24 protein-coding genes and 1 other annotated feature are annotated in these 23,891 nt (G+C 45.6%); of the genes, 12 read left to right on the forward strand and 12 right to left on the reverse strand.

Features of this window, described 5'->3' with window-relative positions; genetic code table 11:
- The first annotated feature begins 29 nt into the window (after positions 1-29).
- Positions 30-416, forward strand: a complete 387-nt coding sequence (locus F3H97_RS04560) for an NUDIX hydrolase (protein ID WP_196430696.1) — start codon at positions 30-32, stop codon at positions 414-416.
- A 67-nt stretch (positions 417-483) separates the two neighbouring features.
- On the opposite strand, the gene F3H97_RS04565 is transcribed toward F3H97_RS04560, so the two are convergent.
- Positions 484-1,707 (reverse strand): MFS transporter, encoded by a 1,224-nt coding sequence (locus F3H97_RS04565; protein WP_196430697.1) that lies wholly within the window; start codon positions 1,705-1,707, stop codon positions 484-486.
- A 68-nt stretch (positions 1,708-1,775) separates the two neighbouring features.
- Positions 1,776-2,028, reverse strand: a binding site (T-box leader).
- 99 nt (positions 2,029-2,127) lie between these two features.
- Positions 2,128-3,366 (reverse strand): MFS transporter, encoded by a 1,239-nt coding sequence (locus F3H97_RS04570; protein ID WP_196430698.1) that lies wholly within the window; start codon positions 3,364-3,366, stop codon positions 2,128-2,130.
- Positions 3,367-3,493: 127 nt separating this feature from the next.
- On the opposite strand from F3H97_RS04570, the gene F3H97_RS04575 reads away from it, so the two are divergent.
- Complete coding sequence (locus F3H97_RS04575) at positions 3,494-3,673, forward strand: hypothetical protein (protein WP_196430699.1); 180 nt, start codon at positions 3,494-3,496, stop codon at positions 3,671-3,673.
- A 110-nt stretch (positions 3,674-3,783) separates the two neighbouring features.
- Positions 3,784-4,254, forward strand: coding sequence for a helix-turn-helix domain-containing protein (locus F3H97_RS04580; protein ID WP_196430700.1), 471 nt, complete (start codon positions 3,784-3,786; stop codon positions 4,252-4,254).
- On the opposite strand, the gene F3H97_RS04585 is transcribed toward F3H97_RS04580, so the two are convergent.
- From F3H97_RS04585 to F3H97_RS04605, 5 genes are all read right to left on the reverse strand, one after another.
- On the reverse strand, positions 4,241-4,645 hold the full coding sequence (locus F3H97_RS04585) for a group-specific protein (protein ID WP_196430701.1): 405 nt from the start codon (positions 4,643-4,645) through the stop codon (positions 4,241-4,243). The two genes, F3H97_RS04580 and F3H97_RS04585, sit on opposite strands and share 14 nt — an antisense overlap.
- Before the next feature lie 18 nt (positions 4,646-4,663).
- Positions 4,664-4,948 carry a hypothetical protein gene (locus tag F3H97_RS04590; protein ID WP_196430702.1) on the reverse strand — a complete coding sequence of 95 codons (285 nt, stop codon included), beginning with the start codon at positions 4,946-4,948 and terminating at the stop codon, positions 4,664-4,666.
- The gene (locus tag F3H97_RS04595; protein WP_196430703.1) at positions 4,932-5,411 is read right to left on the reverse strand and encodes a helix-turn-helix transcriptional regulator; all 480 of its coding nucleotides are present in this window, start codon (positions 5,409-5,411) and stop codon (positions 4,932-4,934) included. The genes F3H97_RS04590 and F3H97_RS04595 overlap by 17 nt, the downstream gene beginning before the upstream one ends.
- A gap of 29 nt (positions 5,412-5,440) precedes the next feature.
- Positions 5,441-5,737: a hypothetical protein gene (locus F3H97_RS04600; RefSeq protein ID WP_196430704.1), complete on the reverse strand. Its 297-nt coding sequence runs from the start codon at positions 5,735-5,737 to the stop codon at positions 5,441-5,443.
- 98 nt (positions 5,738-5,835) lie between these two features.
- Complete coding sequence (locus F3H97_RS04605; RefSeq protein WP_196430705.1) at positions 5,836-7,041, reverse strand: cation:proton antiporter; 1,206 nt, start codon at positions 7,039-7,041, stop codon at positions 5,836-5,838.
- A gap of 119 nt (positions 7,042-7,160) precedes the next feature.
- Here F3H97_RS04605 and F3H97_RS04610 point away from each other — a divergent pair, with 119 nt between their 5' ends.
- The 5 genes from F3H97_RS04610 (at position 7,161) to F3H97_RS04630 (ending at position 10,531) form a co-directional block, all read left to right on the forward strand.
- Positions 7,161-7,529, forward strand: a complete 369-nt coding sequence (locus tag F3H97_RS04610) for a PH domain-containing protein (protein WP_196431838.1) — start codon at positions 7,161-7,163, stop codon at positions 7,527-7,529.
- A 100-nt stretch (positions 7,530-7,629) separates the two neighbouring features.
- Positions 7,630-8,310, forward strand: a complete 681-nt coding sequence (locus F3H97_RS04615; protein ID WP_196430706.1) for a hypothetical protein — start codon at positions 7,630-7,632, stop codon at positions 8,308-8,310.
- 6 nt (positions 8,311-8,316) lie between these two features.
- On the forward strand, positions 8,317-9,000 hold the full coding sequence (locus F3H97_RS04620) for a hypothetical protein (protein WP_196430707.1): 684 nt from the start codon (positions 8,317-8,319) through the stop codon (positions 8,998-9,000).
- Positions 9,001-9,082: 82 nt separating this feature from the next.
- Entirely contained in the window at positions 9,083-9,541 is a 459-nt protein-coding gene (locus F3H97_RS04625; RefSeq protein ID WP_230872904.1) for a GNAT family N-acetyltransferase, read from the forward strand.
- A 9-nt stretch (positions 9,542-9,550) separates the two neighbouring features.
- Positions 9,551-10,531, forward strand: a complete 981-nt coding sequence (locus F3H97_RS04630) for a Gfo/Idh/MocA family protein (protein ID WP_196430708.1) — start codon at positions 9,551-9,553, stop codon at positions 10,529-10,531.
- A gap of 145 nt (positions 10,532-10,676) precedes the next feature.
- On the opposite strand, the gene F3H97_RS04635 is transcribed toward F3H97_RS04630, so the two are convergent.
- The gene (locus F3H97_RS04635) at positions 10,677-14,063 is read right to left on the reverse strand and encodes a dynamin family protein (protein WP_196430709.1); all 3,387 of its coding nucleotides are present in this window, start codon (positions 14,061-14,063) and stop codon (positions 10,677-10,679) included.
- A 16-nt stretch (positions 14,064-14,079) separates the two neighbouring features.
- Entirely contained in the window at positions 14,080-14,700 is a 621-nt protein-coding gene (locus F3H97_RS04640) for an NAD(P)-dependent oxidoreductase (protein ID WP_196430710.1), read from the reverse strand.
- A gap of 175 nt (positions 14,701-14,875) precedes the next feature.
- On the opposite strand from F3H97_RS04640, the gene F3H97_RS04645 reads away from it, so the two are divergent.
- The gene (locus tag F3H97_RS04645) at positions 14,876-15,967 is read left to right on the forward strand and encodes an FUSC family protein (protein WP_196430711.1); all 1,092 of its coding nucleotides are present in this window, start codon (positions 14,876-14,878) and stop codon (positions 15,965-15,967) included.
- Between the two features lie 746 nt (positions 15,968-16,713).
- Here F3H97_RS04645 and F3H97_RS04650 read toward each other — a convergent pair.
- Together F3H97_RS04650 and F3H97_RS04655 are read right to left on the reverse strand one after the other, a co-directional pair.
- A complete protein-coding gene (locus tag F3H97_RS04650) occupies positions 16,714-17,568 on the reverse strand; it encodes an ATP-binding cassette domain-containing protein (RefSeq protein ID WP_196430712.1) in 855 nt (284 codons plus the stop codon).
- A gap of 18 nt (positions 17,569-17,586) precedes the next feature.
- Positions 17,587-19,581, reverse strand: a complete 1,995-nt coding sequence (locus F3H97_RS04655) for a hypothetical protein (protein WP_196430713.1) — start codon at positions 19,579-19,581, stop codon at positions 17,587-17,589.
- A 353-nt stretch (positions 19,582-19,934) separates the two neighbouring features.
- Between F3H97_RS04655 and F3H97_RS04660 the strand changes: the two genes are divergently transcribed.
- Both F3H97_RS04660 and F3H97_RS04665 read left to right on the forward strand, forming a co-directional pair.
- Positions 19,935-20,462: a PH domain-containing protein gene (locus tag F3H97_RS04660; RefSeq protein ID WP_196430714.1), complete on the forward strand. Its 528-nt coding sequence runs from the start codon at positions 19,935-19,937 to the stop codon at positions 20,460-20,462.
- Positions 20,459-21,958, forward strand: coding sequence for a PH domain-containing protein (locus tag F3H97_RS04665; RefSeq protein ID WP_196430715.1), 1,500 nt, complete (start codon positions 20,459-20,461; stop codon positions 21,956-21,958). The genes F3H97_RS04660 and F3H97_RS04665 overlap by 4 nt, the downstream gene beginning before the upstream one ends.
- A gap of 212 nt (positions 21,959-22,170) precedes the next feature.
- On the opposite strand, the gene F3H97_RS15095 is transcribed toward F3H97_RS04665, so the two are convergent.
- The gene (locus tag F3H97_RS15095) at positions 22,171-22,293 is read right to left on the reverse strand and encodes a hypothetical protein (protein WP_255349577.1); all 123 of its coding nucleotides are present in this window, start codon (positions 22,291-22,293) and stop codon (positions 22,171-22,173) included.
- 282 nt (positions 22,294-22,575) lie between these two features.
- Between F3H97_RS15095 and F3H97_RS04670 the strand changes: the two genes are divergently transcribed.
- Positions 22,576-23,838 (forward strand): NCS2 family permease, encoded by a 1,263-nt coding sequence (locus F3H97_RS04670; RefSeq protein ID WP_159562297.1) that lies wholly within the window; start codon positions 22,576-22,578, stop codon positions 23,836-23,838.
- Positions 23,839-23,891 lie beyond the last annotated feature (53 nt).

Raw genomic sequence — 23,891 nt, forward strand, 5'->3', positions numbered from 1 at the left:
CAGAAAAATGAAAAAGGAGTATTAAGACTATGAAACAGTGGATTGGATCAGCTGCTTTATGTATCAACGAAGAAAAGAAAGTCTTGTTCGTAAAGAATCGTGACGTACAACAATGGAGTTTACCATCAGGCGGTTTAGAAGACGGAGAAACTCCGGAACAGTGTTGTCGGCGCGAAGTGTTAGAAGAGACGGGCTATCGCATTTCTGTTGATCAACGACTACATATCAAACGAGCCATCATATCAAACTTTCAGGTCGAGACACATTATTTCTTGGCAACGTGTAAGGAGCGGTTGGCGACCGCTACTATCGACTCGGACATCGATGAAGTCAATTGGTGGTCGATTCATGAATTGGAGCGATTGGAACTTGCATTTCCAGAAGATCTTGAGCTGATTAAACGGTGGAGTGTATGATGAAAAATCAATGAAGCGATTCATCGATTAGAACAAGCCGGTCGCATATAAGCGACCGGAAAATATATTAAGATGCTTCTTCAATTTGATTGTAAGTGAAATAGTTCCGTTTCGAACGGTCGCGCATGACGTACATCGTATAACAACCGATGAGGAAGAAGAGAATGGAGAATGCGAGATAGACCGGGCGAATCCCAACTATTTCGGCAAGGAGTCCAATCCCGAACGTGAGTAGGATGACGAGTACTGATTCTCCCACATTGATAACGCCAGAGAACCGCCCCATGATTTCGACCGGGACATGGTGCTGATAGAATGATAAAAATCCTGTATTTGCAAAGGCAAGCGCGAATGTCAGGACAAAAAATCCAACTGAGGCCATCATGAATGACGATGAACTTGCGAAAAGAAGATAGCCGACTGGTGTCATGATGCCCCCGAATCCGATACAAAACGATAAGGATAAGCGGTGACTCCATCTTGAATTAATGAGACACCCTGCAATAATCCCGATTCCAGCAATACTGACGAGAAATCCGTAGCGGCTCTCAGATAAGTGAAGGACTTGGGTCGCGAATGACGCTTCCAACGAGTCGAGTCCAGACATGAAGATGGTCATGACGCAGAACAAGCCATAAATGAGCATCACATATCTGGCATTCGAAGCGAATCGGATGACAACCTTCCAATCGTCAATGATCATCCGCATAGAGAATGGTTCAACAGGCGCATTCGTTCGAAGGTGAGATGGGAGGAGCATCAGCATACCGACCGATCCAATGAGTGCGAAGGCGTTCACAAAAATCGCAAATGTCGGGCTCCCGACTAGAAAGAGTAGACCGGCAATCGTCGGACCTAAAATGAAACCGGATGACTGTACAAAGTTTTTCATCGCATTGAACTTTTGACGGTTCGAGGCAGGTACGAGTTGCGTCATGTAGACCAGGCTTGATGATTCGAATAATGAACTCATCAGATTCAGGATGAAGACGACTCCATAGATGAACCATAAAGAATCGATCCAGCCCAAGCTGAATACGAGACATGCGCGCAGGACATCCAGCAACATCATCAGTCGTCTCGTATCGACCCGGTCAATCAGGCTACCTGACCAAAGGTTCGCCGTGATTGAAGCGAGTGGGACTAATACATAGAGAATCGAGACGGCGAATGGAGTTCCCGTCATCTCGAGGACAATCAGGTTGAGCGCGATAAAGTATACCCAAGCACCGAGATTTGAGATTCCGACACTGACGAGCAGTAGCGTAGAGGTTTTTCGAAACGAGTTCAAGTCAATCACTCCTTCTATTTTTTAATCACTTTCGGAACGCAAAAAAATCCCACCCCCAAGAACGAAGTCTTGGGGACGAGATTCTCATCGTGGTGCCACCCCTGTTCGTCCGCACGTCACCGTACGAACCTTGTTTGGTACTGCCGAACGAGTCGGACTATACCTCAACTCTATAACGGGAGTGCCCGTCGCCATATCCCTCGGGGTGAGTTCCATGGCGCTGCTCGGAGTCTTGTTTCGATCCATCTTCTTTACCCTTTTTCACCGGCGGGGCTCTCTACGAAAGATTCATGGATTTACTCTTCTCTTCATCGCGTTTATCAGATCATTTTTGTAAGGATAGCACATTGTGCAAATATTGGAAACGTTTTTGGTAGATAGATGTATATCCCCTTCAAGATACTAAACTATGATTGTGATCTAGGACGCTTTCTTCAATTCTAAAGGTTGGCACTTATCCAGTTCTTTCAAGATTGAACGATAGAAGAAGATTGCCAATATTCCAAAGCAAATATAAGTGATGGCCATCCAACCGGGTGACACGACATTATAAGCCGAAACGCTGATTGCTCCAATGAGAAGCGCACCTCTGTAGCGGAGACCGTTCACGGCCAAGTATTGACTGCGCAGATGGTCTTCTATGAGTCGAGCTAACATGGCTTGATGAATGGGGACATATAGCAGCTCTCCGAACGTGAAACAAGCCGTAGCGAGCACTAGCATTGAAAAATCATTTGAAACCGGTAAGATGGCGAATCCAAGACTGAATAGTGTGACACCCGTGTAAAGTAGCGCACGTTCAGAGATTGATTGGGTCCAACGCATCAAAACTAGACCGAGCAGTAACACGAGAATCGTATTCTCCGCTCGAAGCAGTCCGAGAACACTCGTCCCATCTAGTGAGAAATGGAATAACGGGACAACTTGTAACGTCTCAGCAAAGTGAATCGCGAGATAATGCGTAAGCTGCAACTCTAACGACAACGTCAAAATACCTGCGATAAGGTATTTCAAAAAAAGTCGGTTCTTTATGACCGTTTCATATCCTGTCCACATACGAGTGGTCTTCCGTGATTTTGTTCGTACAGGTTGATAGTGGTCTTCGAGTTTCAAGTAAATGAAGAAGACACATCCGAATGAGAGGAAGGCTGTCGATACTAACAGTGATAAGAGATACTGCTCAAAGAAAAAGCCGCCGATTAGGCTACCGATGACGATGGACCCATTCATGATCCAGTAACTGAGTGTGTATAAATATTTTCGTTGCTCCGGTCGGCTATCGTCGATTAGGATGGCTTCGTTTGCTGGCGTGATGGCACTACTCAAAAGATGACTTAAAAAGAAGAAGATAAATAATAAAACGGCACTATTCATTACATGAGAACCTGCGATTGCCATTCCGATAAAACATACAAATCGTAGCATTTCTCCGATGAAGAGAACGCGTTTTCTTCCATATCGATCGGAGAGAAGACCACCATAGAGGCTCGTGATGAATGAGGCAATCATTGTCAAGAAGATGAGCGGTCCGGTCTCGGTTGCACCGAACTGGCGAACGAAATAAATCGTCAAAAAAGGAAATATAGCAGTTTGAGTCAGTTTTTGAAAGAAGTTCAAGCCAAGTCTTATTTTTAGATTAGGATGAAGCGATTGAAACATGTGAATCACCATCTTTTCACAAGGTCAGCGAAGTGGCCACTTGACTGTTATGAACAGTATGCGTGATTTGAAGTGAATCATCGTGCACTTTATTGCTCGATTTTGGCGCAATAATCTGGAGGGATATATGGAACAATTACTTACACTGCCTGACGTCACCATTCATTACGTGTCGTCTATTGGAGATTGGACGACAGAGAGAGAAGAGAGCGTAGAAAACATCGTCTGGGTGCTCGTGTTGGGAGGAAAATCGGGATTGAGGTGGATGTATTCGAATATCGTCTCCAAGACAGCGAATCGATTGTGATTCAACCGAATCAGTCCTTTCGATTGTTTGCGGATTCAACTGAAACGACTTATGTGAGTTTTCGGTTTACTGCTAGCCGCTTGAGCGGATTTAAAAACAGGATCAATCCAATGTTTCCTTCGATAGCGGTCATGTCGACAAGAAGGCTGTTAGGGGAGTGGTCAAGTCGAGAGTTATTGGGGAATGCTTCGACAGATGATGTCATGACATTCATTCGACATCATCTAAGCGATTCGATTGTGGATGAAGACATATTTGCACCGGTCTTGCGTGTCATTCATGATTCTTATCATACGGAGCTTCGCATTGAAGACTTGAGTCGAATCGTCCATCAAAGCAAATATCAGTTCATTCGGAGCTTTCGAGAGCGAATCGGTCAGACACCGTATCAATACATCACGAGACAACGCCTGATTCATGCGAAATCACTTCTACGCTATTCGGACCTTACGTTACTCGCAATTAGCCAGGAAGTCGGATTCAATAGTCCAGCTCAGCTGAACAGACATTTCGCGGAATGGGTAGGTTGCACCCCGGCTCGATTTCGTGAGAATAAAGGACATCAGCTCAAACGTGATTAGAGAGCTCCAATCGACCTTGGATTTGGTGGGGGAGGTCGTGGAACGATCCCTCCAAGCGTTGTACCGCATCCACATGATAAAGCGTGCTCGTCTCTTCCATATTCATCATCTGGTCACCCAAATCATATAGGTAAACGGGCTTGTTCGTTCCTAGAGCGATCCCGAACTCTACATGTGCGCTTTTTCCTCCAGGCAAGAGGATGACGACGAAGTCCGCTGTTTGAATTCCAGCAACCTCTTCTTCGCCAATCGCACGTAACGCATCGATTGAAGCGGCACGTTCGTTTTGGGTCCAGTCGTATGTATAGGTGTGACCGAACGCAACCAGATGATCACGGATGAACCGTACTTCTTCGATATTTGAAAAGCTTGAACCGACATAAAATCGCATACAAAGACCTCCAATTCGTCACAAATGGTTCATCTGGTAAAGCGCTACGACATAAAATAGGATAATCAACAGACAACAGAGTACAAGGAAAAAAATCACGCTAATCAGGACGAATTTCATCAAAGAAAGTGGAACGTATGATTGAATCAAGCGCGTGATTGATAAAGACGAGAGTACGAGTAAAATGATTGTGCCGACGAACCAAATGTAGTCATACGCGATGTTTGGGATCAGCCAAAAGTAGACGGTCGTTATGACGATTAGACTGAAAGCCATCATCAAATCTTTATGCTTTCGTGTCATCTGATACCTCACGATGAAGTTCCAACTTCAACCGCACCTGTTCGGCATCTTCCGCATCAAACGTGCTGTACCATCTCACATGATCGAGATCGATGATGCGGTAATGTCCGCTGATGATGTTCTGTTGAAGAATGAAGTGGGACCCCTCTTTGATCGCATGCCAAAAGACACGTCCGCCGAGTGTTTTTTCTTTCGGCTCGTATGTGTTCTCGGTTGCAATCAGTTTGACGAATTCAACGGGGTCGTCGCCAATCAAGTGTACGAGAATCTCACTTTCATTGAACAGCGCGCATAGCGTCACAATCGTCGACCAGCTTGCTTCATTTCTCTCCTTCTCGATTTGGATGAGCGTTTTTTTTGAAATCCCAAGTAAGTTCGCCATCTCTTCCTGTGAATACTGGGATTCGATGCGAATCAATTTCATTTTTCGAGAGACTTGTCCAATAAATTCGGATTTTTTCATAATCGGTCCTTTCTTCCTGTTTTTTCGACTCAGAGCGTCGTCGAGCTCATGAAAATCAGTAACCATGAGATTCCGAGAAACACGGTGAATAAAAAGAGGCAGACGATGACATAACAGCAAATGTATTGCCAATAGGACAACCGTTTTGATTGATAATAATGGTATGTAAAACTGAATGTCGCAATCCCGATCACTAAGAAAGCGACCATATCCCAGATGATTCCGACTTTCAAAAATGATGGGGTAAGAAATGAAGCGACGAGTGCAAGCACGACGGTCACAACTCCAGTAGAGATGGCAGCGGTTGGCGTTGAAGTGTTTTCCAACGAATCACCTCCTAGTATATTACAAGTGTAATTTTACACTAAAAGTGGGCGATGTCAATTTCAGAATGTAAAAAACCCTTCTCTGAGGAAGGGTTCCGTCACTCGTCATGTTTATTCGTTAAATAGGTCGTTAATGGATAGACACCGATGCTTTGTAAGATCAGAGAGAGTAAAATGACGGCAAACGCGAGAGATATCATTTCGCTCGAGCCGTTAATGTTCTCTGCCTCTAGCCAGAGGACGAGGGCAATCGACATCGTTCCTTTAATCCCGGACCAAGTAAGGAGCGAAGTCGCTGTCAAATCGTCTTTAAATTCTCTACGCCATACAGGAACGGTATAAACGAGACCGCCGACGACGATGAACCGGGTCAGAAGCGAAAGCAAGAATAAAAGAACAGCGAACGTCCAGAGCGATACAGACAAATAGCTGGTCGCCTCGATTCCAATCAATAAGAACAGGAGAGCGAGCAATATCGGAATGACGATGTCCCAAAATCCATTCAAGTGACGCTGGACCGATTCGTAGTCCTCTTTCATGCCGAGTTCATGAGAAAGCATCATTCCGGCTGTGACGGTCGCAAGGACACCCGATACTTCTAGCGCGTCGGCGAGATAAAATGCCCCGTATGCGATGACGATCGTCAACATGACGAGTTCATGCTTTTTAAAACTGACAATCATCAATTTTTTAAGTACAAATCCAAAGACGAAGCCGATCCCGACTCCTCCAGCAGACACTATCAAAAATTCACTTAAAAAGCTAAGCGTGGAGAATCGCTCTCCCGTTGCGAACATACTAAGAAAAATCGTGAATATGACGACACTCGTCCCGTCGTTCACCATCGATTCACCTTCGACGACGTCCGCAATCCGCTTCTCTCCTTTACTCCGCTTTAAGATCGCGGTCACAGAAACAGGGTCGGTCGGAATCAAGATGGACGCCAATAAGAAAGAGGCGGTCAAACTGATTGGTGTAAACAACTCACTGATCCAAAACGTGCCATATCCCATCAAGATGGCAGTCAAGACAAGACCGACCGTACTCAATATCGTGATGATCCCGATATTGTCTTTCAAATCTTTGTATTTGAACTGATAAGCCGATGTAAACAGAAGTGCCGGTAGGAACACCTCGAAGATCATATCTTTTGAGATAAACATCGAATCAAAAAAAGCGATATATGAGAGCGCTATTCCGATCAAGACCAAGATGACCGGGACAGGGAAATAATTTCGTTTGGAATCAATTAAATAAATCAAATAGCCGATCAGTAGCAATGTGATGATTTGCTGCGCAATCATGACGACGCCCTCCTCTACAGTCAACATGCTATACATTATCTTCCCATTCGAGGTCTAATCAAACGAAAAATGTGGAATATAGGTGGTAGTACATGTCATTTATTCAGGGAGGAATCAATATGGGAAACCCGATTGGAGAGTTATCTTGGACGTTTTATTCCGAATGTGAGGTGCCGAGTGATATCACGGAGTCATTCATCGATGGGGAGCGGGCGGTCGCGGCCTATAAGACTGTCCGTGACGTCGCCGTCTTCACGAACAAACGTCTGATTGTCCGTGACGCACAAGGACTGACGGGTAAAAAAATTGAGGTCTACTCGCTTCCGTACGACTCGATCAATATGTACTCGACGGAGAATGCGGGGAGGATGTTCGACTTTAATTCCGAAGTCCAGCTGTTCACTCGCGCCGGTACAATTAAAATCAATTTGAACAAGAAAGTGGACGTTCGTAAGTTCGACCGTCTGCTCGCAGAAGCAATTTTGTAAAACAGTGGACCGAAAATCTTTCGGTCCTTTTATTTGGATTTTTCTGACAATTCGTCGTATGTCGTGATACGATAGTACATAATGTGTGACGGAGGTTACGATGCGATATACAATCCGACTATTGATGGTCATGTTAGGTAGTTTGATGTTTGTGACTGGATTCATCTATTTGGCTCGACTGTTTTGGGACTGGTTTCACGACCCGACAAAAGGTGGGATCGTGCTTCTCTTTTCTGGAGAGGACGGAGTCAGCAGTGGTGATTATGAAGGGAAGTTTCGTCTGAAAGATGATAAGGACTTTCAAAACTTGAATCATGTCTTTTTAGACTATACGTTCGGAACAGATGGAACGGTAACCGAGTCGGGAAATTCGGTCTGGTTGTGGTTCTTTATTGGAGGTTTGATTGTTCTTCTGATTTTGACGCTCAGCGTGCTAAGGAAAAGAAAGCGTGTCGTCTCGACCATTGATTTCTTGAGTGACGCCGTAAAACGAAGAGAGCGTAAGGCTAAAGCAAATGGATTTGTGGAATCCAAAGAGGTTCAATGGACCGATAATGCGATTCGGAATGCGCTCATCCAGTTCAATCTGGACTTGCCGATTGCCTCAAGACACCAGTCGAATGAGACGGTGAGAGATTGGTTCAAGCGGATCGGCGTGGAAGAAGTGGACCTCTCCCCATATTGGAAATCGAGATATATGGATGTAGTGGTGAGTGATGAAGAATCTAGACGATTTCGAGCGGCGTTGGAGTTTAAGCGATTCGAAGACGGTAAGGGGTGATGGTGTATGAACGATGAAATAGAGGTGGTTGATTCCGATGCGCGCAAGTCAATGGGTTCCGCTCGTTTGGTCAAGACCAATCATCAATTCTACATCCATTGGAATGGGTTGATCATAGACTTCAAACGGCATGAATATGTGTCAGGTATTCGAATCATCGACGAGAATTACTTGTTCATTTGGGCGTTTACGATAGAAGGAGAACCAATCAATGCGTGGGTGCTGGATACGCATGGACAGATCAATCATTCCTTTCATGCAGGAAACGCGATTTCAGCAGTTGTAATGAACGATACGGGAATCTGGATTGGATATGGGGACGTGGGCATCTTTGGAGATGGGATCTCGACCGAGGCACTCGTCTGTTTCTCAAAGGAGGGAACCGTACGTTTTCGCTATAATCAAGAGGTCAGAAAGGGCCCGGTCCTTCATGATTGTGACGTGATGTGTGCATCAGAGAAGGGGGTGTGGGTCATCTCTTCAATCGACGGTCGTCTCGTCCATGTCCAAGTGGACGGACGGATTGACTCCTATCCGATGCCACGTCATCTCCTTGACTGTTCCTCGTTGACTATTGAAAACGGTGTAGCCTATGTCGGAAATGAGGAAAAGATTTATCGTTGGCCGTTCAAGGAGAGGAGACGTGCCGAAGTCTTTCAGAATGAAACCAATAATAAGAGAGTATATTAGCTTGCAATATTTTTCAAACACCGTATTTTTTAATCATATATAGACAGGGATGAACTAAGTGATTGTACCAATCAATACTAGTATGCAAGAAGACATTCGCAATTTTTTTGTTAAACATTGGGGTTCAACTCAAATGGTCGTTTCTTCGGGAACATACGATTGTGCAGAGCTCGAAGGATTTGTCTACATGAATACAAATCAAATTCACGGTCTTGTTACGTATGTTATTCGGGATGAAGAAGTAGAAATCATATCTCTTGATAGTCTGATAGAGAATAGTGGGATTGGCTCTCACTTACTCCATGCTGTTGAAGAAATTGGTATGCAGCACGGAGTTAAGCAATTAATCGTCATCACAACCAATGATAATTTGAGAGCGCTTGGCTTTTATCAACTTCGTGGCTATCGTCTAGAACGAATCATTCATGATGCGGTGACGCGGGCAAGAAAACTGAAAGCGACAATCCCACATGTCGGATATGATAAGATTCCTTTATTGGATGAAATTTTACTCATCAAAAAACTGAAAGAACAGAAATGAGGAATTCACATGATCCGTTTTGGCATTATTGGTACAAACTTCATCACAGACTGGTTTATTGACACAATCAATCAGTTGGATGACGTAGAAGTGACAGCTCTCTATTCGCGCACGGATTCGCGTGCTAACGAATATGCAGCGAGTCACTCCATCTTACATACGTTCACGTCACTTGAAGAGATGGCGAAGAGTGATGTCATCGATGCCATCTATATTGCGAGTCCGAACTCACTTCACGCCGAACAGAGTATCTTGTTCATGCAGCATGGCAAACACGTCCTTTGTGAAAAACCACTCGCCTCGAACGTCCAGGAAGTGACTCGTTTGGTTGAAGTGGCGAAGGAGAACCAGGTCGTCTTACTTGAAGCACTTCGAAACTTGTTCATGCCGAATTTTGAACGGATTCAACAGGCGATGGAGCGAATTGCTCCGGTGCGTCGGGCCGTCTTTAATAAATCACAGTATTCTTCACGGTATGACCTCTATAAACAAGGGGAGAACCCGAATACGTTCAATCCTGCATTCTCGAACGGTTCGTTGATGGACCTTGGTGTGTATCTCCTTGGTCCTGCTTTAAAACTGTTCGGTCAACCAAATGATATCCAGGCGAGCGGTGTGAAGCTGGAATCTGGAGTGGACGGGAGCGGAACGGTCATTCTCTCTTATGACGATTTGGATGTGATCATCATGCATTCAAAGATTCATGCGACATCGACTCCTTCTGAGATCATCGGGGAAAAAGGACGCATCGTCATCGACGATATTGCGACGTGTGATGAAGTCCGTCTAGAGTTGCGAGATGGCACGTCAGAAATCGTATCAGAATCACAGAATGCTCCGATGTCATATGAGATCGAAGCGTTCGTTCGAGCAATCGAAGCTAGGAATTTAGAGACAGTTGCGCATTCAGCAAATGACATGATTCGTCTTGCTGATGTGATGACGAACGTTCGAACACAGCTTGGCGTGGTCTATCCAGCAGACAAATAAATACAAACTTAAAACGGTCCTCGATGTCATGTGTGCATCGAGGACCGTTCCCGTTATTCTTTGTTCAAATAGAGATATCTCAGAAACAGCCCTAGAACAATCGTCATAACGACAGCGGGAATGAGTCCGATGAGCAGTAATGTGTTCATACCGTTTCCTTTCTGAGCGATTCGAGACGTTCATGCATCTCATCAAAGGAATGGTTGTCCGTCAACATGCTGAGCTCTGCATCGGCAAGTTCTTTCAATTGAGTCGACCACTCTCGTTCAATCTCGACTTCAGCTTTACTGATTTCCGTGTTGGCCCGTTCGATTTGCTTCGTATGAATCGTTTCAAGACGCGACCGAATCATATCCCGAAGAAGTGAGGTCAACTCATCCTTCAGTTGCGTCCGTCCGTCTCCCTCGAAAAATTGACTCGCATTTTTATAGCGCTTCAATACCGACTGATAAGGTGATGTCTCGAGATGAATCGGTTCGACAGCCTCTCGTAGCCATGCCACGTCGAGTTCTCGGTCGAATTCAAGCGTCGGAAGGAGAGACGCTTGACGTTCTGTCAACCGTTCGACCAATGAAATAAACTCACGTTTAACGTATCGCTCCAACCGATATTGGAAAACTTGGAGCTCTTGTTGGATGTCATAGGCATATTTATCGAGTGTACGTGCGAGGGCACGCTCCAAGCTCTTCCTTGACCCGTCGACCTCGACCGGATGGAACGTCTCCTTGACGAAGTCCGAGAGTCGCAGGAGCGATCGCGTCTCGAGGTGGGCGAGGAGTTCTTTCGCTTCCCGGTCAAATAAATCGATGAGTGCTGACACATCGAGTGCCGGCGGGTTCTCGAGTAAGGCATTCAATTGTTGGCGACGATGTTCTTTCACCGACGCGTCGTCTTTCGCTTCGTTCAATACACGATCAAATGCAGATAGTAGTGCTGTCGTTTCTTCCTGGATACGCATCGCGTTGGCGAGACGAAGGTCTTTGTCGACATAGCGTTCAAGTGTCGAGACGAATCGATCGAATCCTGCGTCATGCCCTTGCATGGCGTTTCGGCTCGAGATGGGGAGGACGCTTGGTCTACGGACACCGAGCGCGGTCAACTGTTGCGAGACATAGCTTGTGACCGCATCCCGCTCCTCGTCATCTGTCGCAAGATCAGAGGCGTTCACGAGGAAGAACATCTCGTGATCTCCTGTACCCTGGACCCGTCCGAGTTGGATGACGAGCTCCCGGTCCGCTTCGGTGAACGCATGATTATAATACGTGACGAACAAGACGGCGTCCGCGTCACGCATGTAGCCGAACTGTACCTCGCTATGACGATTGAACTGCGAATCGGCACCAGGCGTATCGACGAAGACGATGCCACGTCGTGCCCAAGGAGAGTCGAGATACAGTTCAATTTCTTTCACGATACAGCTTTTCTCTTCTTGTGCGACGAACGCGCAGAACGTGTCATAGTCGACGATTTCCGTTTGTCCGAGATAATCGAGCGGTGCCGCCTTTACCGCATTGACGAACGGGTGGTCGACATCGAGCGAGGTGAGGGAAGTCCCGTAACCTTGCAGCTCATCTTCAAGTTCATCCCGTGATTTGAAGGTGATCGATGCCGTTCGATTTGTCCGTCCGTTCGGCGGGACGATCTTTGTGATGGATGCCGTCAACGGGTTAGGGGACGTCGGTAATACCGTCTCACCGAATAGCGCATTGAGAGTCGAGGACTTTCCAGCCGAAAATGCTCCGAAGATGGCGAACGTATATTGCTCATGCTTCGCACGCTCGATTTTCTTACGTAATGTCGAGACTCGGGAGCGGAACAATGGGTGACTCTTTAATATTTCACATACCGTATTCTCATAAGAAAAGTTAAAATCAAATAAATCATGATCATCATCTAAAATCGACGTCGATGCAATCTCTGATTCAACAACATTCGACTGTTTTTCCGGGAGATACGTTGCATCGACATAGTTTCGAACGGCCAACTGATCTAACTGATTTGAATCAAGTTGCAACGCTTCATATTGACCGATAGCATTCAGACGGTTCGAAAGACGAATCCGTAACGCTTCCGTATCGAGCGCTTCATACAACGCTTCCTCTTCAGTCGTAAATTGTTCCAAGCGCAAATCGACTTCCGCTTTCATGTACGTATCCGTCGAGTGGACCCAAGGTTCAGATACTTTTGTTACCCATGTCGCGAGGGCCGTCTCGATGTCACGACTGAACTGCAACACCGTATCACCACTGAGGGATGCACCGGATTTCACTTGTTCGGTGATGAGTGAGCTCGGTGCAATCGGGAGGACATCGCCTTTCGGTAGGAGAGTCTCTGGAAGTTTCAAATCTCGGATGATGTCTTCCGCGTACTTCACGAGATGTGGACGTAAGTTCATATCAATCAGACGGTTGAATTCTTTGACCGCTACTTCCTCACGACGAGCTCGTTCCTGCTTCGTCTTCTCTTTCGAGAACAAAAGTCCGACCTTGAAAGAAGGAGAACAACTCTCGAGATAAGAGCGTAATAACTCACGGAACTCATATGTCATGATCGGTGCACTTTCGACGATTGGTGCCTGATGTTTGAAGAATTCGCGACGGAATGATGTCCACCATGCCCGTTTCTTTTCAAGGCGATGTAGACGTGACTGCATTTCCTTCGGACTCTTTTCATAAGTTGGCAATTGATCCAACGTCGATTGAATCGATGTTTCGTTGCGGCGGACTAGCGTATGAATCAATGCATCCGCATGCTCAACTTGCTGCTGTCTCGATTCCGTGATGACTTGTCGCACATACGACCGCAAGCGCTCGACTTCGTTATGTGGATGCTTCAAATCACGAAGTGAGATGTAGAACGTGTCATTTGGAACGATGTCATGATGACGGAATGCTTTCGCCAATGACGCCTTGAAGTCCACAAAGGAAAGCTCATCCTCATCATGCTTGTCGATTTGGTTAATGATGATGGAGTAGGGACGTCCTTCCCGGCTAAATTGTTTCATCAGTCCGATGTTTTGTTCCGATTGGACATGGTTGTAGTCCATCATGAAGAACAAGTGATCGGCCAAGAAGAGCGAGCGCTCCGTTGCTTGGCGATGTCGTTCATCCGTTGAGTCAATCCCTGGCGTATCCATCAACACGACGTGTTCATCAAATGGGAATCGGTCAATCGTATACTCGACTTCCTTGATTTCCTCGACTTTGCAATAGTCACTGATGTTTGATAGGGAAGAAGGATCTAATGAAATCCAATCCGTATCATTGATTGCGACGGCTGCCGCTGATTCGCCACCCCGTAATGTGACGATGTTGGCACTCGTCGGAATCGGACTTGTCGGAAGGAACCCTTCCTCTAGCCAGTCATTGAGCAATGTCGACTTTCCGGCTGAGAAGTGACCACAGACGGCAATCCATACTTCTTCATTTGTTACTTTTTGTAGGGCGGTACGGGCGAGTCGTGCAGCGTCCGCCATCTCCTCTTGTTCAAACGTTAAAGCGAGTCGTGCCAATTGTTCTTGTTGTTCGTGCATGTTTCCCATCCCCTAATTATGATTCCGTCGTGATGCCGACACGGTGTCCGACATAGTCATCGTCCGTTAAACAAGCCATCACCAAATCGGCAACGTCATCTCTCGAAATTGGACCTGAATGTTTCGTCCCCAATACCTCTTTTGACACGATGATTTCACCGGTAGATTGCTCATCGATCAGTTGAGTCGGACAGATGACCGTGAAGGCTAAGCCTGAATCCCGTAATAACTCATAAGCACGGGCGTGATCTTCGGCTGCGGTTGTCATCGTACGCTTCGATTCTTTCGTTTCAAAGCGGTAGTTGTCGCTGTCATGCGCCTGCAAGATGCCTGCGGTCCCGACCGTGATGATGCGTGTCACATAAAACTGTTTCATCGCTTCGATCACGAGTGGTGTGAATGTTGATAATACGTTTTGTTTGTCCGTCCCTAATGCCGATATGACAACATCTGCAGATCGAACCGTTTCAAAGACAGCGTCTCGATCGGTCGCATCTCCTAAAATTTCATCGATTTCTTCATTGGAACCTAGCGATTGTCTCGTTAGCAGTGTGACACGATGTCCCTTTTTGAGTAGGCGTTCAAGCACCCGTTCCCCAGTACGGCCACTTCCACCGAATAAAGCAATTGTTGACAAGTAAACCCCTCCCCATCAAGATGAAAGAAATATCCAACGCCATCATAACACGGAAGCGTTCACAAAACTGCCTGAAATGGTTCATTTCCCCTTGAAAAGAATATGGTACGTTTTAGAATTGAGGAAGAAGGCAAAAAATACATATGACAGGTGTAAGAGAGGAAGGCACCATTACATGAAATTTGGGGCTAGAACAATTAAGACTGGGATATCGGTCGCAATCGTCCTACTGATTGCCGAGGCATTTCAATTCCAACAAATCGTCGTCCCGGCACTCGCTGCGTCACTCGCGCTCCTGCCGTCAGTTTATCAGACTGGGCTTCGCTTAATCGAAGAGATGAAAGGGAACCTGATTGGAGCATTACTCTCCGTCGGATTTCTGCTACTCACTCCGAATCCGACACCAATCGCTATCGGATTCGTCATCATCATCGCCATCTCTATTCTTCTCTTTTTAAATTTAGAATCGACGACACGGACCGTCATCTTGACGACGATTCTCATCATGGAAGGGGCGAGCCAGTCGGATATGCCGGTGTGGGTGTTTGCGGGCGAACGTTATCTACTCATTATGATGGGGATTACGGTCGCATTGATTGTGAATGCACTATTGTTCCCACCTCGCTACGAGCGGAAACTCGAAGCACAAATCACCGACACATTTCAAATGGTTGTTCGGATCGCACGCTTGTTTGCGGAGACGGAAGGCGGCCGCTCCTCATTCGACTCGTTACCAGAGACGAAAAAGTTGCATAGCGACTCAAAACAAACGTACGCCTATTTTGAAGAAGAAATTAAAGCGAATCGATGGCTTGAGAAGAAGACACCGATCTTCCGTCGAGCTGTCCTGAAGTCTAAAATGATTGAGACGAACCGTGCCGCGCTCCATGTCATCGAGAAGCTCGATCATGATTTTCATACGATTGAACAACTTCCTCCACAATTGAGCGAAGAGCTGTATCGCCACATTCGTCACTTGTTGCGTCGACATGAGCGTCTGTTTTCAGCCTACGAGCTCGAGAACGAGCACCTCATCGATAGAGAAGAGGATCTCATCCATGAGAACTTTGACTTTGCGAAGTTAATGATTGAGAAGATGAGAGAAGAAGAGGAAGAACTCATTCTCATCGTCGTGCCGCTCGTGGCGACGATGACTGATTGGGTCAAGGCAATGAATGAACTCGAACGCTACCTTGTCACTGAAATGAAGAAACATGGAGACAACCTAAAAGTGGAACCACGTAAGAAATGGTTTTTTGAAGACTGAGAAGGAAAGATTGATAGAAAACCTAAAGGAGTACTCGAAACCGTGTGCTCCTTTAGGTTTTTGTGTGTATAAAATATTTATAGAATGACCTATATAAAAGACGAATGAACCTCTTCAATCTCTTTTGTACAAACGTACAAGTGCCAGACAAACAAAAACTAAGGAAATGAACACAATCAAACTGATTTTTTGTATATAAATTGTAAGATCATAGTACTCATGGAAGTAAAAGATGTGCGGCCAAGGCATAAACTCACCTCGTGTAATAACCTCGATGAGTGTATAGGTTAGTACGAGGGCAATCGCATACTCGAAGCTTTTTAGAAGAAGTACCAGAGCTGCTCCAAGCCACCAAAAGAGAGTTAGCAAAAGTAGATGGTGAACTAGTATTAATGGATTTGTTTGAAGCAATCGGAACGCACCATCAATATTAAATAGCAATAAAAGATACCCCATAACATAAAATGTGAACAGGAACACGAAGTTTAAACTAATCCATTTTCGGTAGTGTGGGATTAATGTGTAATAAGCCCCTGTGTCATATAACGGCTGAAAATAGAGAATGACAGACCATGAAATCCAAGGCAGATAGAGAGAATGGACAATCTGTATACTGAGGTGCAGTTCAGAACTGTCCCTAACTATAACAAGAAGAGAAGCGCAGAATACAAATAGCGGGATAATCCCGAGTAACCGCTGATATCTCCATTCAAACAATTGAATTCTTAGTAAACGGTATATATCCATCATTGCGCCCTCATCACAGCTAAGTAACCATCCGAAAGCCGAGGAACGATTTTCGCATCGCCTTTCTCTTCATCAAAATATCGGATACAGGCTCCGTCTGATGTTTCTTCGATATGTACTACATCATGATCTTTCACCCATTTATTCAATTCCATAAGATTGATTTGCGCTTCCGCCAACGAACCTTCTGCTTTCTTCTTCAATTCCTCAGGTGTGCCTTCGAATAAGACGTGTCCATCGGATAAGAGTCCAATCTTCGTACACAAGAACTCAATATCCTCCACGATATGTGAAGAAATAATGATTGTATGATCATGACTTAAGTCGCGAAGAAGGTTTCGGAAGCGGATTCGTTCTTCGATATCAAGGCCTGCAGTCGGTTCATCGAAGACGAGTATCTTCGGCTCACGCAGCAACAATTGAGCAATCCCAACGCGGCGTCGCATCCCACCTGATAGTTCTTCCATCTTCAGGTGGGATTTATCGGTCAAGTTGACTCTTTCTAACGCTTGTTGAATGACACTCTCTTGTTTCTTGCGGTCGACGATACCTTGCAATAGGGCTAGATGAAAGAGAACTTCTTTTACAGACAAGGAAGGATAAACATTAAAGTCTTGGGCTAAGAAACCAATTATTCCAGCTGTATCTGCATATTTACGTTTCATCATTGATTGACCGTTCACCCGGATATCTCCACCGGACGCATTCGTTAGCCCGCAAATGATTTTCATTAATGTCGTCTTTCCCGCTCCGTTCGACCCAAGGAGACCATATATCCCTTCAATGTTTAGCGAGACATGATCGAGAGCCATATGTTTCTTGTACCTTTTCACGATGTGTTCCACTTGTATCATGGTGTACCTCCAAATCACTTATACTTTTGACGCACTGTTCAAATCCCGATACCATTTTTTCAAAAAGATGAGTTGCTGTTGATGAGTCAATTGCATGAATTCAGATATTTGCTTTTTAGATGTCCTCAGTTCCTCCCCGTTAAGAATTGATTCTAAGAAGAAAGGGTCTGGTTCGAGCGGTGAGGGGAGATTCAATTCGACTGACAGCCAAAAAGCCATCGCATCATCGAATGCCGCTCGTGTCGGCTGGATTTGGCTGTCTGTGTTTGAATGTGACCAAAACAAGGCAGGCATGTATGCCCGAACGACTTCTGGTAGGTCATGATCTAATCGTAAATTGCTCCCCACATGAAGGAGTAAATGCTGATTATCTCGGTAACTGAATTTCTCAAGATTAGGCGATAGGAGGATGATCTTATCAGGCAAGGAGCTTGATATGCCAAACTCTCTTTCAGTGAGTTCATGAATTGATTGAAGCGTTTCTTTTAGAATCGGCCAATACGAGTATGGTGGTGTCCATGACTGATCGACGATTATTTCTTGATCTTCCGCTTGATACGCTTCAAATGATCCCTCAAACAACGTCACCCCTGCCTGTACACCTTCATAATGAGCAGGAGCTTGCTCGATAAGGTTTGTTAAAAACTTAGATTGTGGCGAATAATGCAACGTGACAGGTAAGCTATTCGTTCGATTAATCACAGGTTTAAAGTTCTCAGACCCGAGTCTGCTGTTTGGATAAGATTGTTTTGTTGGATACCAGTTTAACCAAGCAGGCAGATAAGTTACTTCATTAGTGATTGGGAATTGACTTGTGTTTGGGATTGTATATCGGACAGACAATGCAGTTGGTACTCCGAGCGTTACAGCCTCAATCTCGATGAAATCTCCAACTTGATGGAACGAGACTTCTCGCTGGTTTACACTGATATGTTTTACCTCGTAAGGATGATAGAGCGATAACACAATAGTTTCTGTACTCGAAACTAAAGTATAGTCTGCTTCCACTTCGAACTGACCATGTGATTGCTTCGCTAATTTCAACTGAACATTGATTATTTCAAAGTTCAAAAGTGAATCTATTTGTGAAAAATCATATGGATAAGGTAGTTCATAATGTTTTGTCGTTTCCGTATCGAGAGAACGATCGAATACCAACTGGTCATGGCTTAATGCGAAAGAAGCACTAGATGCAATCACTAAGAACAGCATAATTGCCAAGACTGTCATCTGAATACGATGACTCCTTCTGATTGCCCAACACGATATGATCCATAGGGTGAGTCCAAAATGAAAACATAAAATCAACATGTTCTTAATAAATAGTGCGTTGCTACTCAAAAAACCTGTTAGTTCGTAATAGATGACCTCAGGTTGTAGAGGTCCGAAAAAGAAGAAAGCATTCGGGCTATTAAATCCTTTTTCTAAGAAGAACTCAGAAAAAATCTCTGTATTCAGTGGTCCGAACAATATCCATAGGATAAAGAGGACGAGAATGCCGCTTCGCTTTTTTCCGAACAGGAGACCCACATTGATTCCCCATACCGATGCAATTAGTAGTGGAAGTAGATAGAAAGTAAGTGAATGGAATAACAGCTGCTGATAAAAGGACCATGTTTCGATTTGATTAAATGAGAAATAAGTGACGACAGGTAGAAGCCCGAGTAAGATGGCACAAAATGAAAAGAACGTATGTATGAAGAGTATGGCGACAATCTTTTGAAATTGAATCCACACAATGTTCGGAAGAGTCAATTGACTTCTGTATTGTGCCTCATCTGAAGTAAGACGATACATGACTACGCTGACAATCAACATAACACCTTGAATAGGAATCACTATACCTTCTAAGACATCAGGAAACATCATGTACTCGAACGGATCGTTCACGTTCGCAACGATTTTAAATATGAGGACAATCGGGATAAAGATAAGTGCAATCAAATAGAATACATTTCGGCTCATCTGTCTAAAATAAAAAGGAATTAATTCTTTTAATATGTTTTGTCTCATAGTTACCTCGATGATTGTGAAGTGATTGAATTGATAACGATATTGATTTAATTATCTCAGCTATATCCTAAGGTGTAAATAAAATCCAATTATATATGAGTCAATAAAGGATTAATGAATTATTTGGTAATAATCTCAAGTTGTGTTAGTCTAGAAAAATCATTGTCTGCGTCAACCGATTCGTTGTCATTATCTACACTTGAAGGGGCAGGGAAATGAAAAAGATTGTATTATCCATTATTTTACGAGTTTTTATGAAGTCTTAAGTACATTCCAGACCGAATCCTGAAACTTTTCGAGAAGAAATGCGTATACAATAAAGACAGATACATAAGACGATAGGGGGATTCACCATGTCAGAAACAACACCGACACCTGAAGAAGGTGTCACACCACAACGAATCAGCGGCACACTTCCAATCGAGGCACGTGCCGTCTTCCGGTTATCAAGTGCGATTTTTTATCTCATCGGACTTCTTGTCACAGGAGCTCTCGTGGCGGCCGCTTACTGGTTCGACTGGCCAACTTGGATACAGATTGGTTTGATTGTGCTACTCGTCATCGATGTCGTCTATAGTTTGATTGATCTCATCTGGTTCCAAAAGTGGAAACAAGAACGATTCACGTATGACGTTCAGCCACTCGAGATTCGGATTCACCATGGGATCATCACGACACACGATGTGCTCATCCCGATGACAAAGGTCCAATATGTTCATGCGGAACAAGGACCTCTTCTCCGTAAATACGGGTTACAGACCATCACCATCGGGACAGCGGCCGGTTCTCACGAAATCTATGCGATTGAAGAGTCGTTCGCCAAGACACTCCGTGAACAGATTGCCATCTATGCACGCATTGAAGAGGAGGATGTCGTATGACCGAGACCGCGTTAACATGGCATCGACTCCCGAGTCGCGTTTTGGTGCTGCGTATTCTCGAAGTCATCAAGTCGTTCGCCATTCCAATCGTTTTACTCTTTGTGCTTAACAACGACTGGGACTCGACATTCGGTATCATCATCCGAGTCGGGATTTTACTCTTCCTATTACTCGATATTGTTCAGAAGTTCTTCGGATGGTTAAACTTCCGATATGCCCTCGATGAAAAGACTGTCTATGTCATCGAAGGGAATTGGTTGAAAAAAGAAAAATCGCTTCCACTCTATAAGATTCAAAGTGTTCATTCGAACAGTCCATTCCTCTATCGGTTGCTTGGTGTCGTCGAATTGACGTTCGATACGAATGCCAACAGTGACGATGCTTCTTTCAAATTAGCGGGTGTCTTCCCGACTGAAGCCAAACGACTGGAAGAGATTCTCGAACAGGTCCGTCATCGGAAACAAAGCGGAGTAGCGGTAGATGACTCAGAAGAGTCGGATGAGACGCCTGCACAGGCAGCACCGGTACCAAGTCGCCTGTTGTACGCCTTATCTACGCGCGAAATCGTATTGGCCTCCATCACGTCGCTCTCTGTGTTCGCCATCTTCCCGGTCGCTTCAACGATCATCTCTTCGATTGATGACTTCATCAATTTGGATGGGGCGTTCAACCAGGTCGAAGATTATGTGGTCCATGCGTCCATCATCGTCATCGGTCTTCTCGTCATCGGGGTGCTGATGCTGTCGGTCGTGATCGGCATGGTCATCAACTTCTTGAAATATGGGAACTTCCGACTCGAACGAAGAGGGGAGCGCATTCGCGTCGAAAAAGGATTATTGAACCGGAGTGCGAAAGAGATCCCGTATGAGAAGATTCAAGCGATTCGAATCAAAGAGACGTTCATCCGTCGCTGGTTCCATATCGTTGGAGTCGAACTTGTCGCAGCAGGAACGATGGATGAATTAAAGGACGAATCATCAACAATTCTTCCGTTCGTTCGACGTGACCGTGCAATGCGAGTACTCCGTGAGCACTTCACGCACTTCACATGGTCGGATGAATTACATCGACTTCCAAAAAAAGCGTTAGGAATCAAACTACTGCGAATCAGCTGGTTCGGCTTCATCTTATCAGGACTCGTGCTCTATTTCTTCCGAGATTATGCATGGTGGCTACTTCTTTTATGGGCCATTATCATCGGGGGACGTGTGCTCAGTTACGTCACGACAAAATATGTCCGTACCGATCAATTCATTCAATTGCGGACGGGTGCATTCAACGTCCGGTCGTTCTTGACGGACAAACCACGGATCGAACAGATTCAAGTGAAGCAATCGCTCTTGCAACGTCGTTTTGGACTATGTACGGTGCAATTCTCGACACGTGGAGGATTCTTATCTGTTGAGACCATCGATGATATCCCGAAAGAAGATGCGGACGCGATGCTCGTCTGGTTCTCACGATACAGTGAGATGAATAAAAACCGCTCAGGCTGATTGATCCTGAGCGGTAAGATTATTTGTGATTTTCGTGTCAAATGATGTTTCTCTTACTGAAAACGCGGATAAAGTATGGTATGATGCAAGTAGAAAGAGACCGGTGCTGGACACACCGACCTCTGGCTTACAGGCTACCACTTTAAGAGTGGTCCCAGCCGCCACAATGGTTAGTGAATCAGAAAGTGACCCATCTCATTGCGCCGAGGGGGTCATTTTTTTGTGCGTTCAGACGTTGCACGATCGGATGTTCGGTGAATCACCAAGTGAACGATGATCGGAGCGAGGATTGGGATCATGACATAATCCCCAACCCAGGTCCAAAGTTGTTCCATCCGCACCACCGCCTTCCTCCATTGTGGACTTGGCGGCTGACCCCACTATTGCTGCGTTAACCTGCTTCTTCATTATAACAGATTTGTTCGCAAAAATGCGCCGAAAATAAGAACAAACGTTCTTGTTTTATAAAATGAATCTTTTGATGGAATCGGTCTCATGAATGGGTCCAAAGAAGGAATTGAGTCGAATCACTCTTGCTTGTTAGATGTCTGACAGGATATAATCAATCTCGTGTGTATACACGGGTGGGTGAGGGTGCCAATAAAGGATTGATTCCTATGGCAAAACAAACAGAATGGAAAACAGAAACATACGGGGGCGTGCTGAACTTTCTGGCGACAGCATACATCCCGGCCGTGCATGCGGCAATTTTGACACAAGCCGGACTCCCGTTCGAGGGGGCGCTCGTCGGAGCGATTTTGACAAGCATCATCGGGACGTTGATTGCGGGATTCTTCAATCTACCGCTTCTCTTGTTACCGGGAATGGGGATTAATGCGCTCTTCACGTACACGCTCGTCCTACAAATGGGGTTGAGCTGGCAAAGTGCGCTCGCGGTCTCGTTCGTCTCAGGTGTACTCGTCGTATTATTGACGGTCACCAAAGTGGCGAGGAAATTGGCGAACGCGTTTCCACCGATCATTCATGACGGATTGACGGTCGGTCTCGGCCTTTTCCTCATCTTGATCGGGCTCGAGGCGGCAGGGATCGTCTCAGGCGGGGGTGGGGCATTGCTTCACATCGGTGATCTCGGGGAGCGTGACGTCCAAGTCGCATTCCTGTCACTCTTCGTCGCCATCTTACTGTTCTTGAAGATGGGGCCGAGCAGCTTCCTTTGGACGATCGGTTTCGGTGTCGGACTCAGTGCCGTGATGGGAACACTCGATTGGACGGGAAGCTTCGCGTTGACACCGTTCTTCGAGTCGTTCGGCACGGTATTTGGAAACATCTCGTTCGCCGAGTCGACATCTCCACTCTTCTTCGTCGCGGTCGGTGTGCTGACGCTCGTCTTGTTGATTGAAAACATCAGCTTGATTCAGAATCAGACACGGGCAATCGGCAAAGAAGAAGAGGCGCCGAAAGGTCTCGTCGCACAAGGTCTCTCGACGATGGCCGGGGCCATGTTCGGGTCAAGCCCGACCGTCTCGACGGTCGAGGTGGCTGCCGGGATATCAGTCGGGGCAAGAGGCGGGATTGCTTCGTTCGTCACGTCTGGATTGTATGTGGTATCGCTCTTATTGCTACCGCTCTTTGCAATCATTCCGGTGACGGCGATCGCTCCGGTGTTGATTATCATCGGGATGATGATGTTCCAGAACGTGAAGCATTTGCCACTCGATAACTGGGAGCATGCCTTCCCGGCAATCCTTGTCATCATCATGATCCCGTTCACGTATTCCATCGTCGATGGCATCGGGCTCGGGTTCATCGCCTACACGATGATTGTCTTGTTCAAGAAGGGCTACCGGTCACTCAGTCCGGTCGTCGGTGTCTTGACCGTATTGTTCTTAGTTTTCTTCTCATTACCAGTCTGGTTATAGAGATACGCACGGCATCGTTCATGAAGAACGGTGCCGTTTTTTGATTTGAAAAG

This window comes from Exiguobacterium sp. SRB7LM (genome assembly GCF_015712685.1).
In the GTDB taxonomy this organism is placed as follows: domain Bacteria; phylum Bacillota; class Bacilli; order Exiguobacteriales; family Exiguobacteriaceae; genus Exiguobacterium; species Exiguobacterium profundum.

What these genes read in the sequence shown, in the direction of transcription:
- F3H97_RS04585 (WP_196430701.1), bottom strand. Translation starts at nt 4,645, where the DNA reads ATGCGATTTTATGTCGGTTCAAGCTTTTCAAATATCGAAGAAGTACGG.
- F3H97_RS15095 (WP_255349577.1), bottom strand. Translation starts at nt 22,293, where the DNA reads ATGGAACAACTTTGGACCTGGGTTGGGGATTATGTCATGATCCCAATC.
- F3H97_RS04665 (WP_196430715.1), top strand. Translation starts at nt 20,459, where the DNA reads ATGACCGAGACCGCGTTAACATGGCATCGACTCCCGAGTCGCGTTTTG.
- F3H97_RS04580 (WP_196430700.1), top strand. Translation starts at nt 3,784, where the DNA reads ATGTTTCCTTCGATAGCGGTCATGTCGACAAGAAGGCTGTTAGGGGAG.
- F3H97_RS04645 (WP_196430711.1), top strand. Translation starts at nt 14,876, where the DNA reads ATGAAATTTGGGGCTAGAACAATTAAGACTGGGATATCGGTCGCAATC.
- F3H97_RS04590 (WP_196430702.1), bottom strand. Translation starts at nt 4,948, where the DNA reads ATGACACGAAAGCATAAAGATTTGATGATGGCTTTCAGTCTAATCGTC.
- F3H97_RS04615 (WP_196430706.1), top strand. Translation starts at nt 7,630, where the DNA reads ATGCGATATACAATCCGACTATTGATGGTCATGTTAGGTAGTTTGATG.
- F3H97_RS04575 (WP_196430699.1), top strand. Translation starts at nt 3,494, where the DNA reads ATGGAACAATTACTTACACTGCCTGACGTCACCATTCATTACGTGTCG.
- F3H97_RS04570 (WP_196430698.1), bottom strand. Translation starts at nt 3,366, where the DNA reads ATGTTTCAATCGCTTCATCCTAATCTAAAAATAAGACTTGGCTTGAAC.
- F3H97_RS04650 (WP_196430712.1), bottom strand. Translation starts at nt 17,568, where the DNA reads ATGATACAAGTGGAACACATCGTGAAAAGGTACAAGAAACATATGGCT.
- F3H97_RS04630 (WP_196430708.1), top strand. Translation starts at nt 9,551, where the DNA reads ATGATCCGTTTTGGCATTATTGGTACAAACTTCATCACAGACTGGTTT.
- F3H97_RS04560 (WP_196430696.1), top strand. Translation starts at nt 30, where the DNA reads ATGAAACAGTGGATTGGATCAGCTGCTTTATGTATCAACGAAGAAAAG.
- F3H97_RS04620 (WP_196430707.1), top strand. Translation starts at nt 8,317, where the DNA reads ATGAACGATGAAATAGAGGTGGTTGATTCCGATGCGCGCAAGTCAATG.
- F3H97_RS04635 (WP_196430709.1), bottom strand. Translation starts at nt 14,063, where the DNA reads ATGCACGAACAACAAGAACAATTGGCACGACTCGCTTTAACGTTTGAA.
- F3H97_RS04655 (WP_196430713.1), bottom strand. Translation starts at nt 19,581, where the DNA reads ATGAGACAAAACATATTAAAAGAATTAATTCCTTTTTATTTTAGACAG.
- F3H97_RS04595 (WP_196430703.1), bottom strand. Translation starts at nt 5,411, where the DNA reads ATGAAAAAATCCGAATTTATTGGACAAGTCTCTCGAAAAATGAAATTG.
- F3H97_RS04605 (WP_196430705.1), bottom strand. Translation starts at nt 7,041, where the DNA reads ATGATTGCGCAGCAAATCATCACATTGCTACTGATCGGCTATTTGATT.
- F3H97_RS04625 (WP_230872904.1), top strand. Translation starts at nt 9,083, where the DNA reads ATGCAAGAAGACATTCGCAATTTTTTTGTTAAACATTGGGGTTCAACT.
- F3H97_RS04660 (WP_196430714.1), top strand. Translation starts at nt 19,935, where the DNA reads ATGTCAGAAACAACACCGACACCTGAAGAAGGTGTCACACCACAACGA.
- F3H97_RS04670 (WP_159562297.1), top strand. Translation starts at nt 22,576, where the DNA reads ATGGCAAAACAAACAGAATGGAAAACAGAAACATACGGGGGCGTGCTG.
- F3H97_RS04610 (WP_196431838.1), top strand. Translation starts at nt 7,161, where the DNA reads ATGGGAAACCCGATTGGAGAGTTATCTTGGACGTTTTATTCCGAATGT.